Below are 15693 nucleotides of genomic sequence, written 5' to 3' on the forward strand. Positions count from 1 at the left end.
GAGGGGGCGAGGCCCGGAAGGTACCCGGCGCCGTGGGGACGGATGGTGAAGCGCGGGGAGAGCGTGGAGAGCCCCGCTTCGCGGGGAGAGCGCGGCTGGCGCCGCCGAGAGCGCGGAGAGTGGCTTGACCTGGCGGCCCGAGGCTCGCACGTTCCGTGCTCTCCGTGCTCTCCGTGCTCTCCGTGCTCTCCGTGCTCTCCGTGCTCTACCCCCCGTTCTCGCGGAGCTGCTCCGGCGCCACCGCGCGGGCGTCGCGGGCCGGAACGCCGACCCAGACACGGCCCGCCGCCGCCGTTCCGGTCAGCACGGCCCCTGCGCCGACGACGGCCTCGCCCTCGACCTCGCGGCCCGGCAACACGACGGCCCCGACGCCGAGCCGCGCGCCCTGCCGGATCGTCGGCCCGGCGAACGCGGCCTTCCGCGCCTCCGTCCGCCCGATAAAGTCGTCGTTGCTCGTGAGCACGCCCGGGGCCACGAACACGTCGTCCTCGACCGTCGAGTAGGCCGTGAGGTAGGCGTTCGTCTCCAGCTTGCAGCGCGCGCCGACCGTCGTGTCGTTCTCGATGGCCACGCCGCGCCCGACGATCGTCTCGTCGCCGACGGTGACCCGCTCCCTCACCGTCGCGTAGTCGGCCACCAACACGCGCGCACCCAACGTCGCCCCGCGGTAGACGACGGCGCCGGTCCCGACGAGCGACCCCTCGCCGACGACGGTGGGCGCCAGCGCGGCGTCGCCCGACGTGGTGGCGCTCCGGAGCGACCGCATCGGCCGCTTCCCGACGACGGCGTGGTCGTCCACGCGGACGCCGACCCCGACCCGGCTCCCGTCGTGGACGACGACGTGGTGGCCCACGACCGACCCGGCCCCGACCTCGGCGCCGGCCCCGATCACGGCGAAGTGGCCAACCTCGGCGTCAGCGGCAACGGAGGCGGAGGGGTGGACCTGGGCGGTGGGGGCGACGGGCACGGGGATCGGCGGGGGCAATGGAGCGTAGCTTCGGCCAAGCTACCCTCCCGCCCGGATGCCCCACCTGCTCGCCCTGCTCGCACCGACGCCCGAGGGCTACGGCGTCGGCCTCGAATGGCTCGTCTACGTCAGCTTCGTCGCGCCGGTCCTGCTGCTCCTACTCATCTGGTGGCTCGGCCACCGCCGGATCGTTTGACCGGGCCGACGCTGCTCGACCCCCAAAAAGAAGCGCCGCGCCGGAGACGTCTCCGGCGCGGCGCTCGCGTATCCGGCGGGCTCGGCCTAGCCCTCGCTGTCGAGCTGGCCGATGTAGTGCTGGGCCCAGCCGTGCCAGGCCTGGCCGTCCGTGATCGACTCGAACGCGGTCCGGGCTTGGTCGGCGTTGCCGGCGTTCATGTGGGCGAGCCCGAGCTGGATGTAGAGGGCCGAGTTGTCGGCGCTCGGGTCGGCCGCGTCGACGGCCGTCTGGGCGTAGGGGACGGCGTCGGCGCCGCGCTCCATGGCGTTGAGGGCCTTGGCGTAGTAGAAGGCGACGAGGTCCGCGTCGTAGCCGTCCATCCGGGCCTGCTCCAGGAGCGCGTAGGCGTCCGTCGCCTGGGCCATCGTGATCTCGTTGCCGGCCAGCATCTGGGTCGCCTCCTCGACCTTGGCGGCCGTCGCCTGGGCGCCGGCGGCGGCGGCGTTGGCCTGCTCGGCCGCGGCGGCGCTAGCGTCCCGCTGCTCGATGGCCGCCGTGACCTGGGCGAGCTGGCGCTGGGCCGTCGAGCGGACGTCGCCCGCGTTCGAGGCGTCCGAGGCGTTGGCCATCGCGATGGCCTCTTCGAAGGCGGTCCGGGCGTCGTCGAGCCGGCGCTGAGCGGCGAGCGACTGGGCGCGGCCCAAGCCCGCGGCGGCGTACGACGGGTTGTAGAGGAGGGCCTCCTCGAACTTGAGGAGGGCCGCGTCATAGTCCTGGGCGCGGAGCGACGTCACGCCCTCGTCGTAGAGGGCGCGGGCGCGCTCGGGGTCGAGTTCGACGGTCGCCTCGGTCGAGTCGACGGCGACGGTGTCGGCCATGACGGGCATGTCGGTCGGCATCTCGGCCGGCTCGGTCTGGGCCGAGGCCGTGGTGACGACGCCGAAGGCGAGGGCGGCGAGGAGGGCGGAGCGGGTCATCCTGGGAGCGGGGTGAGAACGGTGGGGGAATCCGGAGAGGAAGCTACAGAGGCCGTGCCAGGGCGGGAGAACGGGCGCGCGGGGCCATTCGTGCGCCCTCGCCGTCCGGCCTGGTGGACGCCAGCGTCCGGCCGAGCGGCACCCTGAGACGGGTCAGAAGTTGGGCGAGATCCCGGCCTCGGCGCAGAACCGGTCGATCACGTCGACGGCCTCGGCCGGGTCGTCGGTCAGGACGAGGAGGTCGGGGTCCTCGGGCGAGATGAAGCCGCCGTCCAACAACGTCGACCGGATCCAGTCCAGCAGGCCCGACCAGTACGCCGTCCCCACGAGCACGACGGGGAACCGGGCCGCCTTGCGGGTCTGGATCAGCGTCAGGCTCTCGAACAACTCGTCCATCGTCCCGAACCCGCCCGGCAGCACGATGTAGCCCTGGGCGTACTTCACGAACATCGTCTTGCGGACGAAGAAGAACTCGAACGTCAGGTCGTGCTCCGGGTCGACGTATGGGTTGACGTGCTGCTCGTGCGGGAGCGCGATGTTGAGCCCGACCGAGACGCCGCCGCCGGCCCGCGCGCCCTCGTTGGCCGCCTGCATGATGCCCGGCCCCCCGCCCGTGATGACGGCGTAGCCGCGCTCGGCCAACTCCCTCCCCACAGCCACGCCCAGGTCGTAGTGCGGCGTCCCCTCCGGCGTCCGCGCCGAGCCGAACACGGACACGCTCGGGCCGACGCTCCCCAACCGCTCGAACCCCTCGACGAACTCGCTCATGATGCGGAAGACGCGCCACGTGTCCTTGATCCGTTCGTTCTGCCACCGGGCCATCTCGCGCGGCGACATCGGGCGGTCGGCCTCGAACGGGGTCTCGGTGGGGGTCGTGTCGGGCATCGGTCGGGCGGGGGGAAACGGACGCGGCCCCCGACGCCGGAGCATCGGGGGCCGCGAAGCTAGCGCCGAAGGAGCGTCGGAGACGCCCGGTCCGGCTGGCCGAGGCCTTACTGGAGGCTCTGGCGGTACGACTCGCTCGGGTAGATGGCGATCTCGACGCGGCGGTTCTCGGGCGAGTCGCCCGGGATGCCCGCGAGCGGGTCCATCTCACCGCGGCCCTCCGCCCGGAGGCGGACGGCCGAGACGCCCTGGCCCACCAGGAAGTCCTCGACGGCGCGGGCGCGCCGCTGCGAGAGGTCCTGGTTGAAGTCGGTCGGGCCGTCGGTCGAGGCGTGGCCGACGATGACCGCGTCGTGGTCGGGGTAGTTGCGCAGGCTCGACGCGAGGTCGCGGAGGTCGGCCTGGACGCCCGCGCGGAGCGTGGACTGGCCGAGGTCGAACAGGAGCGCGTTGTCGAACCGGATGGCGATGCCGGCCGTCTCGCCGTCCTCGCCCGGGACGGGCGTCACGGTGGCGTTCTCGAGCTCGCCGTCGAGCTCCTCGGCCTGCTTGTCCATCTGGCGGCCGATGATGGCCCCGGCGGTGCCGCCGACGGCCGCGCCGATGATGGCGCCCCGGGCGGTCGAGCCGGTGGCCCGGCCGATCACGCCGCCGACGACGGCGCCGGCGCCGGCGCCGGCGGCGGCGCCTCGGCCCGTGTTGGTGCAGGCGGGGAGAGCGGTGAGGCCGAACACGAGCATGAGCCCGGCGGCCAGCGAATAGCGAAGGGAGTGGAGTGTCATCGGGGTGGCGGGGGGTGGGGGGGGACGGAAAGAGCCGGCCCTGATACGGCGCCGTCCGGCTGCCAAGTTCCATGCCCGACCGCGCGGACCGCCGAAACCGGCGCAACGAGGCCGGTCGGGCGGGGTCGGCGGTGGACGGGCCGTCGCCCACGGTGGGCATCGGGCTCGCCGCGCGGAGCCGGGGCCGAGCCCCTTCGTCGCCCCGTGCAGCCTCGCCGAAGCTCGCCTCGGCCGCCCCGATCTCGGGATCGTCGTCGCGGCCCCATGGTAGGTTCCGGGCTCCCCCTTCCCCCGACCCCTCGCTATGAAGCTGATCGTCCCGATGGCCGGCCGCGGCACACGCCTCCGCCCCCACACGCATGTCACCCCCAAGCCGCTGCTCCCCGTCGTCGGGCGGACGATGGTCGAGCGGATCGTCGAGACGTTCGACCAGTCCATCGGCGGCTTCGACGAGGCCGTGTTCATCCTGGGCCCCGACTTTGGCGACGAGGTCCGCCGACAGCTGACCGAGATCTGCGAGCGGTTCGGGATGACGGCCTCGTTCGGCGTCCAGGACCGGGCGCTCGGCACGGCCCACGCCATCGCCCAGGCCGGTGACCGTCTCGACGGCGAGTGCGTCCTGGTCTTCGCCGACACGCTCTTTGTCATGGACAAGACGCCCGACCTCGACGCTGACGCCGTCGTCTGGGTGATGGAGGTCGAGGACCCGTCCCGGTTCGGCGTCGTCGTCAAGGACGCCGACCGGATCACCGACTTCGTCGAGAAGCCGGACACGCCGATCTCGAACGAGGCCATCGTCGGGATCTACTACGTCAAGCAAGGCGAGCGCCTCGGCCGCGAGATCGCGTACCTCATGGACAACGGCGTCACGGGCAAGGGCGACGAGTTCCAGCTTACCGACGCGCTCGACCGGATGCTCAAGGACGGGGCCACCTTCAAGACGGCGCGCGTGACCGAGTGGCTCGACTGCGGCACGATCCCGGCCATCAAGGAGACGTCGCAGATCGTGCTCGGCAAGGACGGCGAGAACCGGAAGGACGGGGCCGTCGAGAACAGCCAGATTATCGAGCCCGTCTTTATCGGCGAGGGCGCGACGGTGCGCGACTCGGTCGTCGGGCCGTACGCGGCGATCCACGGCGGGGCGACGGTCGTCGAGTCGGCCGTCCGCAATACGATCGTCTTCGGCGACGCCTCCATCGACAGCTCGGCCCTCGACGACTCGCTGGTGGGCCACCACGCGGACGTCCGCGGGTTCGCGGGCACGCTGAACATCGGCGACCACGCGACGGTCGGGCCGGAGGAGTAGGTCGGCGACCTACCATCGGCATCGGCCCTGCGAAAAGAGCGGGGTACGGTCGAGACCGGGACTAGCGTTGCTACATTCGTAGCTACACCAGCCCGCGCCCTGTCATGGCCCAGCCTCAGACCTCCCCCTCGACCGAGTCCGCCACGCACACGGTCACCTTCCGCAAGATCGGCAACTCCATCGGGGCCACGTTCCCGAAGGAGATCGTCGAGGCGGCCGGGATCGACGAGAAGAGTACGTGGCACGTCGTCCAGACGGCCGACGGGCTCTTGCTCAAGAAGTACGACGGCGACTTTGAGGAGGCGTGGGCCGCGTACCAAGGCATCAAGCGCCAATACGGCAACGTCTTCCGCGAGCTGGCGAAGTGATGACCGAACCTCGCTGGATCCATCGGCCGCTCGTGGAGGCGCTCCACCACGACCAACTCCGGACGTACGGCGGGCGCTTCGGCGTCCGGGACGAGAACCTGTTGGAGTCGGCGCTCGCTCGGCCCCAACAGAAGTGGGCCTACGAGCGCGACGCCGACCTGTTCGACCTCGCGGCGGCGTACGCCTTCGGGATCGCCAAGAACCACCCGTTCATCGACGGCAACAAGCGGACGGCGTTCGCGGTGATGACGTTGTTTCTCGCGCTCAACGGACGGCCGGTAAAGGCGGAGGAGCCCGACGCGATCCTGACGATGCTCGGCGTCGCGTCGGGCGAGCTGGGCGAGCCCGAGCTCGCCGCGTGGTGCCGCCAGCGCGGCGTCCCGGTTTCGGAGTGACTTCGCCCGGCGCGCGGAAGCCGGCCCGCCCGTCGCGCGTTGACCGGCGATGACCGACGACACGACCGTCCGCCTCGTCCCGCCCGACGCCGACCGCCGGCTCGGCTTCGACACCGTCCGCGAGCGGCTCATCGGGCTGGCGCGGACGCCGTACGGCCGCGACCGGCTCGAAACGCTGGCGCCCTCGGCCGACCTCGAGACGGTCCGTGGCCGGCTGGAGCGGTCCGGCGAGATGGCCGACCTGGTCCGCTCGGGCGAGCCGCCGCCCGTCCGCGAAATCGACCGGGTCGAGGTCGTGCTCCGGCGCGTCCAGCCCAAGGACGCGGCCGTCGACGGCGACGCGCTGCTGGCCATCGCGCGCGTGCTCGAAACCGGGCGCGGGCTCCACGACCACCTCCACCGGCGGCGCGAGCGGGCGCCCGCGCTCTGGGCCATCGCCGCCCGGATCGCCGTCCTGAAAGCGCTCGAAGACCGGATCGGCCGCGCCATCGGCGACGACGGCCGCGTGAGAGACGACGCGAGCCCGGAGCTCCTGCGGATCTCGCGCGAGCTGGCGAGCCGCCAGGGCCGCCTACGCTCGACCGTGCTGGCGGCGCTCCGCGACGCGGCCTCGAAGGGCTACGCGACCGAGGACCAGCCGACCATCCGGGGTGGCCGGGCCGTGATCCCGGTCCGCGCCGAGGCCAAGCGGAAAGTGGAAGGGTTCGTCCACGACGTGTCGTCGTCGGGGCAGACGGTCTACATCGAGCCGGCGTCGGTGCTCGACCTCAACAACGAGATCCGCGAGATCGAGCTCGAACGGGGCCGTGAGATCCAGCGGATCTTGCAAGGTCTTAGCGGCCACGTCCGCCACCACCGCCGCGACATCGAGCGGACGCTGGAGGCGGTCGGCCACCTCGACGCGCTGGGGGCCGTCGGCCGGTTGGCGGCCGACCTCGACGCCATCGTGCCCGAGGTGGGCGAGGGCGGCGCGCTCCGGCTGGTCCAGGCGCGGCACCCCGTGTTGCAGCTCCGCGTGGCCGAAGCGAACCGGCTCCCGGTGGCCGAGCGCCCCGGCGGCGTGCCCCAGGCCGTCGTCCCGCTCGATCTCGAGCTGGGCGCCGACGCGCACACGCTCGTCATCACCGGACCGAATGCCGGCGGCAAGTCGGTCGCGATGAAGACGGTCGGGCTGCTGTCGCTGATGGCGTCGCACGGGCTCCCGGTCCCCGCCGCGCCCGGCACGCGCCTCCCGCTCGTGACCGCGCTGTTCGTGGACCTCGGCGATCAGCAGTCGATCCAGGACGACCTGTCGACGTTCACGAGCCACCTCACGAACGTCCGCAAAATGCTGGAGGACGCCGACGACCGGTCGCTGTGCCTCATCGACGAGGCCGGCACCGGAACCGACCCGGCCGAGGGCGGAGCCCTCGCGGAGGCCGTCCTGTCGCGCTTGACCAAACGGAAGGCGCTGACCGTCGTCACGACCCACATCGGCGCGCTCAAGGCGTTCGCCCACGACACCGACGGCGTGGCGAACGGGTCGATGGAGTTCGACCGGGCCGGGCTCCAGCCGACGTACCGGTTCCGGGCCGGCATCCCCGGCTCGTCGTACGCCTTCGAGATCGCCGACCGGGTCGGGCTGGCCGGCCCCGTCGTCCGCGACGCGCGCCAGCTGGTGGGCGAGGGGAAAAGCCGGCTGGAGGACCTGATCGCCGAGTTCGAGACGCGGACGACCGACGCCGAGCGCCGACAGGCCGAGGCCGAACGCAAGCTGGCCGACGCCGAGCGGATCCAGAAGGACTACGAGCAGCGGCTCGACCGGCTCCGCGCCGACGCCGACCACCGCCGGGCCCAGGCGCTCGCCGAGGCCGACCGGATCCTGGCCGAGGCGAACGCGGCCGTCGAGAACACGGTCCGCGAGATCAAGGAGGCGGCGGCCGAGCGCGAGACCACGAAGGAGGCGCGCGAGAAGCTGGACCAAGCGCGGGCCCGCGTCAAAAAGCGCAAGCAGAAGGTCGAGCGGAAGGTGGCCGGCCGAGCCCAGCGCCAGTCTCCGCAGACCGACGACGCGGGTCCGATCTCCGTCGGCGACCACGTCCGGCTCGACGCCGACGGCCCGGTCGGCGAGGTGCTGGCGCTGGACGACGGCGAGGCCCTCCTGGCACTCGGCGCGCTCCAGAGCCGCGTCGACGCCGACCGGCTCACCAAAGTCGGCGGGCCGCAGAGCCGCGGTCGGGTGCCGACACGGACGCCGGGCAAGGCGCGGCGCGGCGAGGCCCGGACGGCCGCCGTCTCGACGGCCCGCGTCCGGATCGACCTGCGTGGGCAGCGCGTCGACGAGGCGCTGTCGGAGGTCCAACGGTTCGTCGACGAGGCCGTCGTGGGTGGTGTCCCGTCGGTCGAGATCTTGCATGGGAAGGGGACCGGCGCGCTCCGGGCCGCCATCCACCAGCAGCTCGCCGGCCGGCCCGACGTGGCCGCCTACGCCGTCGCCCCGCCCGACCGCGGCGGCGACGGCGTGACCGTCGTCGACCTGGGGTGACCACACGACGCGACACGATGTCCGCCACGCGCGCCACTGGCGGCTCGCGTTCGCCCTGACGGGCCCGTTCGGGGGCGGCAGTGCCCCCGTTGTCGGCGGGCCGCTCGGCGGCCTACCTTTTGCGGGGACCCGCCGTTGGGACCCCCCCGCCCGCCCCCATGCGACTCGCCCCGTTGGCCTCGCGCGTCGCCGCGCTCCTCCTGTTCACCGCCGTCCTGGTCGGAGGCGCCCCGGCGCCCTCCCAAGACGACGTGCTCCGCCGCGTCGCCGACGGCCTGGAGAGCGCCGACCCCGACGCCGTCTTGGTCGACGCCGCGGGCCGGGTCGAGATCGTCCTGTTCGGCCAGGGCGGGATGTTCCGCCGGGCCCAGGCCGAGCACGTGCTCCGCGACTTTTTCCGGCGCTACCCGCCGTCGCGGGTCGCCTTCTCGGAGCCGTCGTCGAGCGACGACGGCCAGAGCGCGACCGGTCGGTACTGGCCGCGGTCGGGGGGCGCGCCGCTCAACGTCCGCGTGCTCCACCGCGTCGTGGACGAGGACTGGGAGCTGTCCTCGATCCGGATCGACCAGCGGCCCGTCGTTCGGACGAGCGGGCGATAACAGGGGCGCGGCTCTCGCCTGGAGACCCAGCGGGCCTAGCTTCGCGGCACCCTCCGCCTTGCCGTGCGCCGCTTGCCCGCCCCGTCCCGCCGCGTCGTCGCGTTCCTCGGCGTCGCCGCGCTTCTGGGTGCGCTGCTGGGAGGCGCCTTGCTGTGGGGAGACGCCCGCGCGGACGCCGTCGACCCCGCCGACATCGAGCGCGCCCGGGCCGAGACGGTGGCCCACGTCCAGCGCGAGCTGACGGCGCTGGTCGACGTGATGCGGCGCCGGGCCGAGGCCGTCGCCGCGATGCCCGAGGTGGTCGCCGCGCTCGACGGGCCGGACGTGTCCGCTCCGGCCCTGGAGGCGCTCGCCCGCCTGGACCGCCCCGACCGCTCGACCGTCGAGGTCGTCGCGTCGGACGGGACCGTCGTCGCGTGGGACGGGCCCGACTTCCCGCGCCTGGAGGGCTCTCCGCCGGACTCGCTCCGGGTCCGGGCGGTCCGTGACGACGCGAACCGGAGCGCGCTCGTGGTGTGGGTGCCCGTCCGGGTCGGCGGCGAGGTCGTCGGCGCCGTCCGCGTGGTCGAGCTGGTGCAGGCGGCGGTCCCCGTCCGCAACCGCTACCTCCAGGACTACGACGTGGCCGATGCGTGGCGGGCCGGGGCGCCGGTCCCGTTCCTGGTCCGTTTTTCCGGGGCCCGGGCGGGCGCGAACCTGATGGGCCCCGACGGGAGCCCGCTGGGGACGGTCGAGGTGGGCGTGCCCGACGTCGCGGCGCTGGCGGCCGACCGCCGGCGCCAGGCGCAGAGCGTGGCGGCCGTGTTCGGGGTTCTGCTGCTGGGATGGCTGCTGGCCGGGCTCGGGGCGGTGCTGGTCCGCGCGGTCCGGGCGGCCGAGGCACGGAGGAGCCCGCGGATGTGGGCTGGGGCCGGCGCCGCGTGGGCCGCCCTCGTCGCGGCGGCCGTGGCGTCGCGGTACGCCCTGCTGGCGGCCGACGTCCCCGTGCGGTGGCTCGACGGGACGCGCCGGCCGGCGCTCTTGTTCGACCCGGCGCTGCTGGCGTCGGACCTGGGCGGCGGGGCGCTCCGGTCGCCGGGCGACCTCGCGATCTCGGCGGCCGTGGTCCTGTTGGCCGCGGCGACGGCGTTCGCCGTCGTGTTGCGCTGGGCGTCGGCGCGGGCCCGGCCGACGGCGGGCGGCCCGTTCGTCCTGGCCCTCGTGGGCGTCGCCGTGGTCACGTCGGCGGTGGGGGTCGGGGCCGGCCGGTGGGTGCAGCAGGCCGTGCTCGACGCGACGATCCCCTACGCCGACCAGGCGGGGCCGCTGCTGAGCGGGCCGATGGTAGCCGTGCTGGCCGGGCTTCTCGCCGTGCTGGCCGCCGCCGTGCTCGCCATCGCTGCGGCCGTCCGGCTGGCTCGGGCCGGCGACGCCCGGCGGACGTGGGCGGCCGGCGCCGCCGCGCTCGGGGCCGCAGGCGGGGCGGCGGTCGCGGGCTGGGTCTCGGTCGGCCTGTCCCTCCCGCTGGCGGCCCTAGGCGTCGGGCTCGCGGCGTACGTCGGCCCGAGCCGGGCGCGGTGGGCGTGGCCGTTGACCGCGCGTGGCGTGCTGACCGGCGTGCTCGTCCTGTCGCCCGTCCTGCACCACGCGATGCAGGAGCCGCTCCGCGAGCGGACCGGCCTGCTCCTGGCCGACGCCGCGTTCGCCTTCTCCGACAACCGCGACGACCGCGTCACGGCCGCCATCGACCAGGTCTTCGACGAGGCCCAGGCCGACGACGCGCTCGGCCCGGCGCTCTTGGACGCCGTCGCGCTCGCCGACTCGGCCCGGGGCGCGGACCCCGTCGCCGCCGACTCGTCGCGCCGTGCCGTCGACGCCATCGCGGCCGGGCTCGTGTCGAGCTCGCTCTTGGGCTCGCTCGCCGACGTCGCGACGGAGCTCCGGATCGTGGCCCCGGCCGGCGACACGTTGGGGAGCTACGTCGAGCGCGGGGCCTCCAGCGGCAACGACGGGCTGGGCTACGCGGCGCTCCGCGAGAGCTACGCCGAGCTCGAGGGCCAACCCCGGTTCCGGCGCCTCCGTGTGCCCGTCGCCGAGCGGCGCGGGCTCCGGCGGACGGCCGCCGTCGGGCCGGTCCGCGACGGCGACGCGACGGCGGCCTGGCTCTACCTCCGCGTCACGCCCCGCACGGCTCGGTTCCCGACCGAGACCCCGTTCCCCCGCGTGCTCGCCCCGACCGGCCTGTTCGGGCTCGACGACGAGGCCTTGGGCTACGCCGAGTACGACGACGGCGTGCTCGTCCGCCAGCGCGGACCGGCGCCGCTCCGGATCGACTCGACGGTCTACGCGGCGCTCTCCGACCGGGCCCGGGCCTACCGCCGCCCCGAGACGCTCGACGGCCGGCCGACGCTGGCGTACTACGAGCGCCAGGGCGACGACGCCCAGGACGTCGTGGCCGTCCGCGCCCCGGCGCCGGACCGGCTCGACGCCTTGTTCGTCCTGCTCCGGCTGAGCTTGGCCGGGCTCGCGCTCGGCGCCGTCGTGGTCGGGATCGGGCTCTACCTCCGGCGGCGGACCGGGCTCTGGCCCGCCGCGCGGACCCGGTTCCGCGACAAGGTGCTCAGCCGGTTCTTGATCGTCGGCGTGGCGAGCGTGGCGCTGACCGGCGTCGTCGGGCAGAGCGTGATCGTCGAGCAGAACCGGGAGGCCGTCCGCGACGCGCTCCGCCAGCGGCTGAGCCGGGCCGCCGCCGTGTTCGCCGCCGAGCCCGACGCGCCCGAGGGCACCCGCCTCGACGCCGTCTCGGCCGCGCTCGGCGTCGACGTCCACCTCTACCGCGGGGCGGACTTGGTGGCGTCGAGCCGGCGCCAGCTCGTCCGCCAGCGGCTGATCGAGCCGCGCTTGCCGGGCTCGGTCTACCGCGCGCTCTACCTCGACGACCAGCCGTTCGCGTTCTCCGACGACCGGATCGGGACGTTCTCGTACACGACGGGCTACCTCGCGCTCCCCGACTCGGCCGGCCGCCCCGCCGAGGCCTTGGCCATCCCCACGTTGTCGGAGCAGGCCGGCATCGAGGCCGGCCGCTCGCGTTACGTGGCCACGCTGTTCGGCGGGCTCCTGGCGCTGATGGCGGCCATCCTGGTCGTCGCGTACCTCCTGGCGAGCCAGCTCACGCGCCCGTTCGGCCGGCTCCGCGAGGGGCTCCGCGCCGTCGGCGCCGGCCAGGCCGAGGAGCCGATCCCGGTCGACACGACCGACGAGGTGGGCGAGTTGGTCGAGACGTTCAACGCGATGCAGGCCCAGCTCGCCGAGAGCCGCCGCCAGCTCGCCGAGCAGGAGCGCGAGCTGGCCTGGAGCACGATGGCCCGCCAGGTGGCGCACGAGATCAAGAACCCGTTGATGCCGATGAAGCTGTCCGTCCAGCACCTCCAGCGGACGTTCCAGCAGCCCGGCGACGAGGCCCCGCCCGAGACCGTCCGCTTTGCCGGCCAGTTCGAGCGGACGACCGGCATGCTCATCGACCAGATCGAGACGCTCGACCGGATCGCCTCCGACTTCTCGCGCTTTGCCCGGATGCCGATGCGGGCCCCGGAGACCGTCGACCTCCGCGAGGTCGCGCGCGAGGCCGCCGCCCTGTTCGAGAGCTCCCTCGCCGACAGCGGCCGGGCCGTCTTCGACGTCGACCTCGACGGCCCGCTGTGGATCGTCGCCGACCGCGAGGAGCTCCGCCGCGTCCTCGTCAACCTGCTGACGAACGCGCTCCAGGCCATCCCCGACCGCCCGGCGCCCGGCCACGTCACCTTGCGCACGGCCCTGCACGACGGCGCCGCCGAGGCCCGCGTCACCGACGACGGGACGGGCATCGCGCCCGAGATCCAGGACAGCGTGTTCCAGCCCAGCTTCTCGACCAAGACGAGCGGGATGGGGCTCGGGCTCGCGATCTCGAAGCGGGCTGTCGAGGCCGCCGGCGGCTCGATCACGTTCGAGACGGGCGAGGGCGGGACCACGTTCACCGTCCGCCTCCCGCTCTCGCCCGACGGCCCGCCGGCGAACGGAGACGGCCGGCACCCCCTCGACAGACCCGACAAGACGCCGACGGCCGTCCGACGAGAGCCGGACGACCCAGACGACTAAGCGGTGGCGGACCCCGCCGGGTCGACGGGGAACTCGGGCGCTGGCGCCGGGGCCTCGGCCGGCTGGCGGACGACCTCCCACACCAGGTGCCGGAGGTCCGGCACGAGCAGCCGGTCCAGCGCCAGCCGGACCGCCGGCTCGGAGCCGGGGCAGCAGAACAGCAACGTCTCCGGCGGCCCGTCCTCGGGCCCGTAGAGCCCGGCCGTCGCCCGCGACAGCATCGCTGCCGGGCCGATCTCCCGGAACGACAGCATCCGGAACAGCTCGCCGAAGCCGGGCAACGCCTTCTGGATGAGTCGGTCGGCCACCTCGACCGTCCGGTCGCGCCGCCCGATCCCGGTCCCGCCCGTCGTGACCACGACCTCGACGCGGCCGGCGAGGTGGAGCAGGACGGCCCGGATCGCCTCGCCGTCGTCGGGCACGATCCGGTAGAACTCGAGGGTGTGGCCGGCCTCGCGGAGCCCGTCGCACAGGGCCTTGCCGCTGACGTCGTCGGCCTCGGTCCGGGTGTCGGACGCCGTGACGACGGCGCAGGTGACGGGCGGTTCGGCGGAGGCGCGGGCGCGGTGCGTGGCGGCGGACATCGGAAGCGTGAGCGGGGGCGCTCTCACCCCGAGGCGTCGCCCCCCGTTCCGTCCTCTCCGAACCAGCGCGGCGGGTCGTGGCCGTGGCCGCCCCACGGGTTGCACCGCGCGATCCGCCAGACGGCCAGCACCGACCCGCGGACGGCGCCGTAGCGCCGGAGCGCGAGGACGGCGTACTCCGAGCACGTCGGCGTGTAGCGGCACGTGGCCGGGAGCCACGGCGAGACGGCGCCCTGGTACAGCCGGACCACGCCGACGAGCGCCAAGCGCGGGAGCCGCCACAGGACCGGAGACCGAGAGTCGGGGACCGAGCGAGCGCTCCCGTCCCGGCCCGTCCCCGGTCCCCGGTCCCCGGTCCCCCTACGCATAAATGCCGCGCATCTTGAGCGCCCCGGCCACCTTCTCGATGGCGATCACGTAGGCCCCGATCCGCATCGACGTGTCGTAGCGCTCGGCGGCGTCGTAGACCCGGTCGAAGGCGGCCCGCATCATCCGGTCGAGCCGGCGGTTGACGCGGTCCTTGGACCAGAAGTAGCCCTGGCGGTCCTGGACCCACTCGAAGTAGCTCACCGTCACGCCGCCCGCGTTGGCCAGGATGTCCGGGATGACGAGCACGCCGTTCTCGTTCAAGATGGCGTCGGCCGGGGCCGTCGTCGGGCCGTTGGCGCCCTCGGCGACGATCTTGGCGCGGACGTCGCCCGCATTCGCCGCCGTGATCTGGTTCTCCTTGGCGCACGGCGCCAGCACGTCGACGTCGAGGGCCAGCAACTCCTCGTTCGAGATCGGCTCGGCCCCGTCGAAGCCCGCCAGCGACCGGCCGTGCGTCTCGGCGTAGGTGATGGCCGCGTCGACGTCGATGCCGGCGGCGTTGTAGTAGCCGCCCGAGACGTCGCTCACGGCGACGATGGAGCAGCCCTGCTCGCGGAGCAGCTGGGCCGCGACGGACCCGACATTGCCGAACCCTTGGACGGCGACCGTCGACTGGCCGGGCCGCATCCCCAACCGGTTCATGGCGCCGATCGTCGTCGTCATGACGCCGCGGCCGGTCGCCTCGCGCCGGCCCTCGGAGCCGCCGATCAGGAGCGGCTTGCCCGTCACGACGGCCGTCTCGGTCCGCCGGGCGTGCATCGAGTACGTGTCCAAGAGCCAGGCCATGACCTGCTCGTTCGTGTTCATGTCGGGCGCCGGGATGTCCTTGTCGGGCCCGAACACGTCGATGAGGTTGGCCGTGTAGCGCCGCGTCAGCCGCTCGACCTCGCCGGCCGACATCTGGCTCGGGTCGCACGTGACCCCACCCTTGGCCCCGCCGAACGGGACCCCGACGACGGCACACTTCCACGTCATCCAGGCCGCGAGCGCCTTGACCTCGTCGACGTGGACGTCGGGCGCGAACCGGATGCCGCCCTTCGACGGCCCGAGCACCTCGGAGTGGATCACGCGGTAGCCCTCGAACACCCGGAGCGACCCGTCGTCCATGACGACCGGGATCGAGGTGATGTGGATGCGGGAGGGCGAGCGGAGCACGTCGTACAGGCCGGAGTCGAGCTCGAGCAGCTCGGCGGCCACGTCGAACCGCTGCATCATGGACTGGAACGGGTTGTCCTTGTCCATCGGAGGCGTCGGCTCCTGGTAGATCGCGCGGGTCTCGACGTCGCGCTTGAAGGGGGTCGGCATGGCGTCCCGGCGGACCGGGGGGAGGGCGGGGGGAGGGGCCGCAGGTTGGAAGCCGGAAGCGCTTCCGTCACGGCGGAACGAATCTACAGACCGTATCGCCCGCCCGGCCGGTCCGTTCCATCTCCGCGAGGCGTTCACGGGGAACGGGCTCGCTTCGCTCCCCACAAGCGGGCAGGCGCGGGGATAGGCTCGCTGCGCTCGCCGGAGATGGAAACGGGGAAATGGCAGGGGGGAGGGGCCGGACGGACAGGGTCGCGAGCCGGCCACCGAGCCTCCCGTACGGACACGACTCGTCGTGTCCCTGCCGAGCGCGGGGTCGCCAGCGCGGAGGCCGCCAGCGG

Annotated in this window: 14 protein-coding genes; 7 read left to right on the top strand and 7 right to left on the bottom strand. The window is 73.9% G+C overall.

The window, feature by feature from the left end:
• Window positions 1–205: 205 nt before the first annotated feature.
• Complete coding sequence (locus tag ACOOHE_RS07600; protein ID WP_420457205.1) at window positions 206–967, bottom strand: DapH/DapD/GlmU-related protein; 762 nt, start codon at window positions 965–967, stop codon at window positions 206–208.
• Window positions 968–1022: 55 nt separating this feature from the next.
• Here ACOOHE_RS07600 and ACOOHE_RS07605 point away from each other — a divergent pair, with 55 nt between their 5' ends.
• A complete protein-coding gene (locus ACOOHE_RS07605; protein ID WP_420457206.1) occupies window positions 1023–1163 on the top strand; it encodes a hypothetical protein in 141 nt (46 codons plus the stop codon).
• Between the two features lie 86 nt (window positions 1164–1249).
• On the opposite strand, the gene ACOOHE_RS07610 is transcribed toward ACOOHE_RS07605, so the two are convergent.
• The 3 genes from ACOOHE_RS07610 to ACOOHE_RS07620 form a co-directional block, all read right to left on the bottom strand.
• Window positions 1250–2122: a tetratricopeptide repeat protein gene (locus ACOOHE_RS07610; RefSeq protein WP_420457207.1), complete on the bottom strand. Its 873-nt coding sequence runs from the start codon at window positions 2120–2122 to the stop codon at window positions 1250–1252.
• Between the two features lie 153 nt (window positions 2123–2275).
• On the bottom strand, window positions 2276–3007 hold the full coding sequence (locus tag ACOOHE_RS07615) for a TIGR00730 family Rossman fold protein (RefSeq protein ID WP_420457208.1): 732 nt from the start codon (window positions 3005–3007) through the stop codon (window positions 2276–2278).
• Window positions 3008–3114: 107 nt separating this feature from the next.
• Window positions 3115–3789: an OmpA family protein gene (locus ACOOHE_RS07620; protein WP_420457209.1), complete on the bottom strand. Its 675-nt coding sequence runs from the start codon at window positions 3787–3789 to the stop codon at window positions 3115–3117.
• A gap of 304 nt (window positions 3790–4093) precedes the next feature.
• On the opposite strand from ACOOHE_RS07620, the gene ACOOHE_RS07625 reads away from it, so the two are divergent.
• From ACOOHE_RS07625 to ACOOHE_RS07650, 6 genes are all read left to right on the top strand, one after another.
• Window positions 4094–5095, top strand: coding sequence for a sugar nucleotidyltransferase (locus ACOOHE_RS07625; protein ID WP_420457210.1), 1002 nt, complete (start codon window positions 4094–4096; stop codon window positions 5093–5095).
• Window positions 5096–5199: 104 nt separating this feature from the next.
• On the top strand, window positions 5200–5463 hold the full coding sequence (locus ACOOHE_RS07630) for an AbrB/MazE/SpoVT family DNA-binding domain-containing protein (protein WP_420457211.1): 264 nt from the start codon (window positions 5200–5202) through the stop codon (window positions 5461–5463).
• Entirely contained in the window at window positions 5463–5858 is a 396-nt protein-coding gene (locus ACOOHE_RS07635) for a type II toxin-antitoxin system death-on-curing family toxin (RefSeq protein ID WP_420457212.1), read from the top strand. The genes ACOOHE_RS07630 and ACOOHE_RS07635 overlap by 1 nt, the downstream gene beginning before the upstream one ends.
• 49 nt (window positions 5859–5907) lie before the next feature.
• On the top strand, window positions 5908–8382 hold the full coding sequence (locus ACOOHE_RS07640; RefSeq protein WP_420457213.1) for an endonuclease MutS2: 2475 nt from the start codon (window positions 5908–5910) through the stop codon (window positions 8380–8382).
• 158 nt (window positions 8383–8540) lie between these two features.
• The gene (locus ACOOHE_RS07645; RefSeq protein WP_420457214.1) at window positions 8541–8981 is read left to right on the top strand and encodes a DUF4783 domain-containing protein; all 441 of its coding nucleotides are present in this window, start codon (window positions 8541–8543) and stop codon (window positions 8979–8981) included.
• A 63-nt stretch (window positions 8982–9044) separates the two neighbouring features.
• Window positions 9045–13094 (top strand): ATP-binding protein, encoded by a 4050-nt coding sequence (locus ACOOHE_RS07650; RefSeq protein ID WP_420457215.1) that lies wholly within the window; start codon window positions 9045–9047, stop codon window positions 13092–13094.
• Here the strand turns inward: ACOOHE_RS07650 and ACOOHE_RS07655 are convergent.
• The 3 genes from ACOOHE_RS07655 to ACOOHE_RS07665 all read right to left on the bottom strand — a co-directional run bounded on the left by ACOOHE_RS07655 (window position 13091) and on the right by ACOOHE_RS07665 (window position 15352).
• Window positions 13091–13678: a MogA/MoaB family molybdenum cofactor biosynthesis protein gene (locus ACOOHE_RS07655; RefSeq protein ID WP_420457216.1), complete on the bottom strand. Its 588-nt coding sequence runs from the start codon at window positions 13676–13678 to the stop codon at window positions 13091–13093. The two genes, ACOOHE_RS07650 and ACOOHE_RS07655, sit on opposite strands and share 4 nt — an antisense overlap.
• A 23-nt stretch (window positions 13679–13701) precedes the next feature.
• Window positions 13702–13944 carry a membrane protein insertion efficiency factor YidD gene (gene yidD / locus ACOOHE_RS07660; RefSeq protein WP_420457217.1) on the bottom strand — a complete coding sequence of 81 codons (243 nt, stop codon included), beginning with the start codon at window positions 13942–13944 and terminating at the stop codon, window positions 13702–13704.
• Between the two features lie 94 nt (window positions 13945–14038).
• Window positions 14039–15352, bottom strand: coding sequence for a Glu/Leu/Phe/Val family dehydrogenase (locus ACOOHE_RS07665; RefSeq protein ID WP_420457218.1), 1314 nt, complete (start codon window positions 15350–15352; stop codon window positions 14039–14041).
• Between the last annotated feature and the right edge of the window lie 341 nt (window positions 15353–15693).

It is taken from the genome of Rubrivirga sp. (genome assembly GCF_965213695.1).
Taxonomy (GTDB): Bacteria; Bacteroidota; Rhodothermia; order Rhodothermales; family Rubricoccaceae; genus Rubrivirga.

Excerpts from the sequence above, each read along its gene's own strand:
- ACOOHE_RS07605 (WP_420457206.1), top strand. The coding sequence starts at position 1,023 with ATGCCCCACCTGCTCGCCCTGCTCGCACCGACGCCCGAGGGCTACGGC.
- ACOOHE_RS07610 (WP_420457207.1), bottom strand. The coding sequence starts at position 2,122 with ATGACCCGCTCCGCCCTCCTCGCCGCCCTCGCCTTCGGCGTCGTCACC.
- ACOOHE_RS07615 (WP_420457208.1), bottom strand. The coding sequence starts at position 3,007 with ATGCCCGACACGACCCCCACCGAGACCCCGTTCGAGGCCGACCGCCCG.
- ACOOHE_RS07620 (WP_420457209.1), bottom strand. The coding sequence starts at position 3,789 with ATGACACTCCACTCCCTTCGCTATTCGCTGGCCGCCGGGCTCATGCTC.
- ACOOHE_RS07625 (WP_420457210.1), top strand. The coding sequence starts at position 4,094 with ATGAAGCTGATCGTCCCGATGGCCGGCCGCGGCACACGCCTCCGCCCC.
- ACOOHE_RS07630 (WP_420457211.1), top strand. The coding sequence starts at position 5,200 with ATGGCCCAGCCTCAGACCTCCCCCTCGACCGAGTCCGCCACGCACACG.
- ACOOHE_RS07635 (WP_420457212.1), top strand. The coding sequence starts at position 5,463 with ATGACCGAACCTCGCTGGATCCATCGGCCGCTCGTGGAGGCGCTCCAC.
- ACOOHE_RS07640 (WP_420457213.1), top strand. The coding sequence starts at position 5,908 with ATGACCGACGACACGACCGTCCGCCTCGTCCCGCCCGACGCCGACCGC.
- ACOOHE_RS07645 (WP_420457214.1), top strand. The coding sequence starts at position 8,541 with ATGCGACTCGCCCCGTTGGCCTCGCGCGTCGCCGCGCTCCTCCTGTTC.
- ACOOHE_RS07655 (WP_420457216.1), bottom strand. The coding sequence starts at position 13,678 with ATGTCCGCCGCCACGCACCGCGCCCGCGCCTCCGCCGAACCGCCCGTC.
- ACOOHE_RS07665 (WP_420457218.1), bottom strand. The coding sequence starts at position 15,352 with ATGCCGACCCCCTTCAAGCGCGACGTCGAGACCCGCGCGATCTACCAG.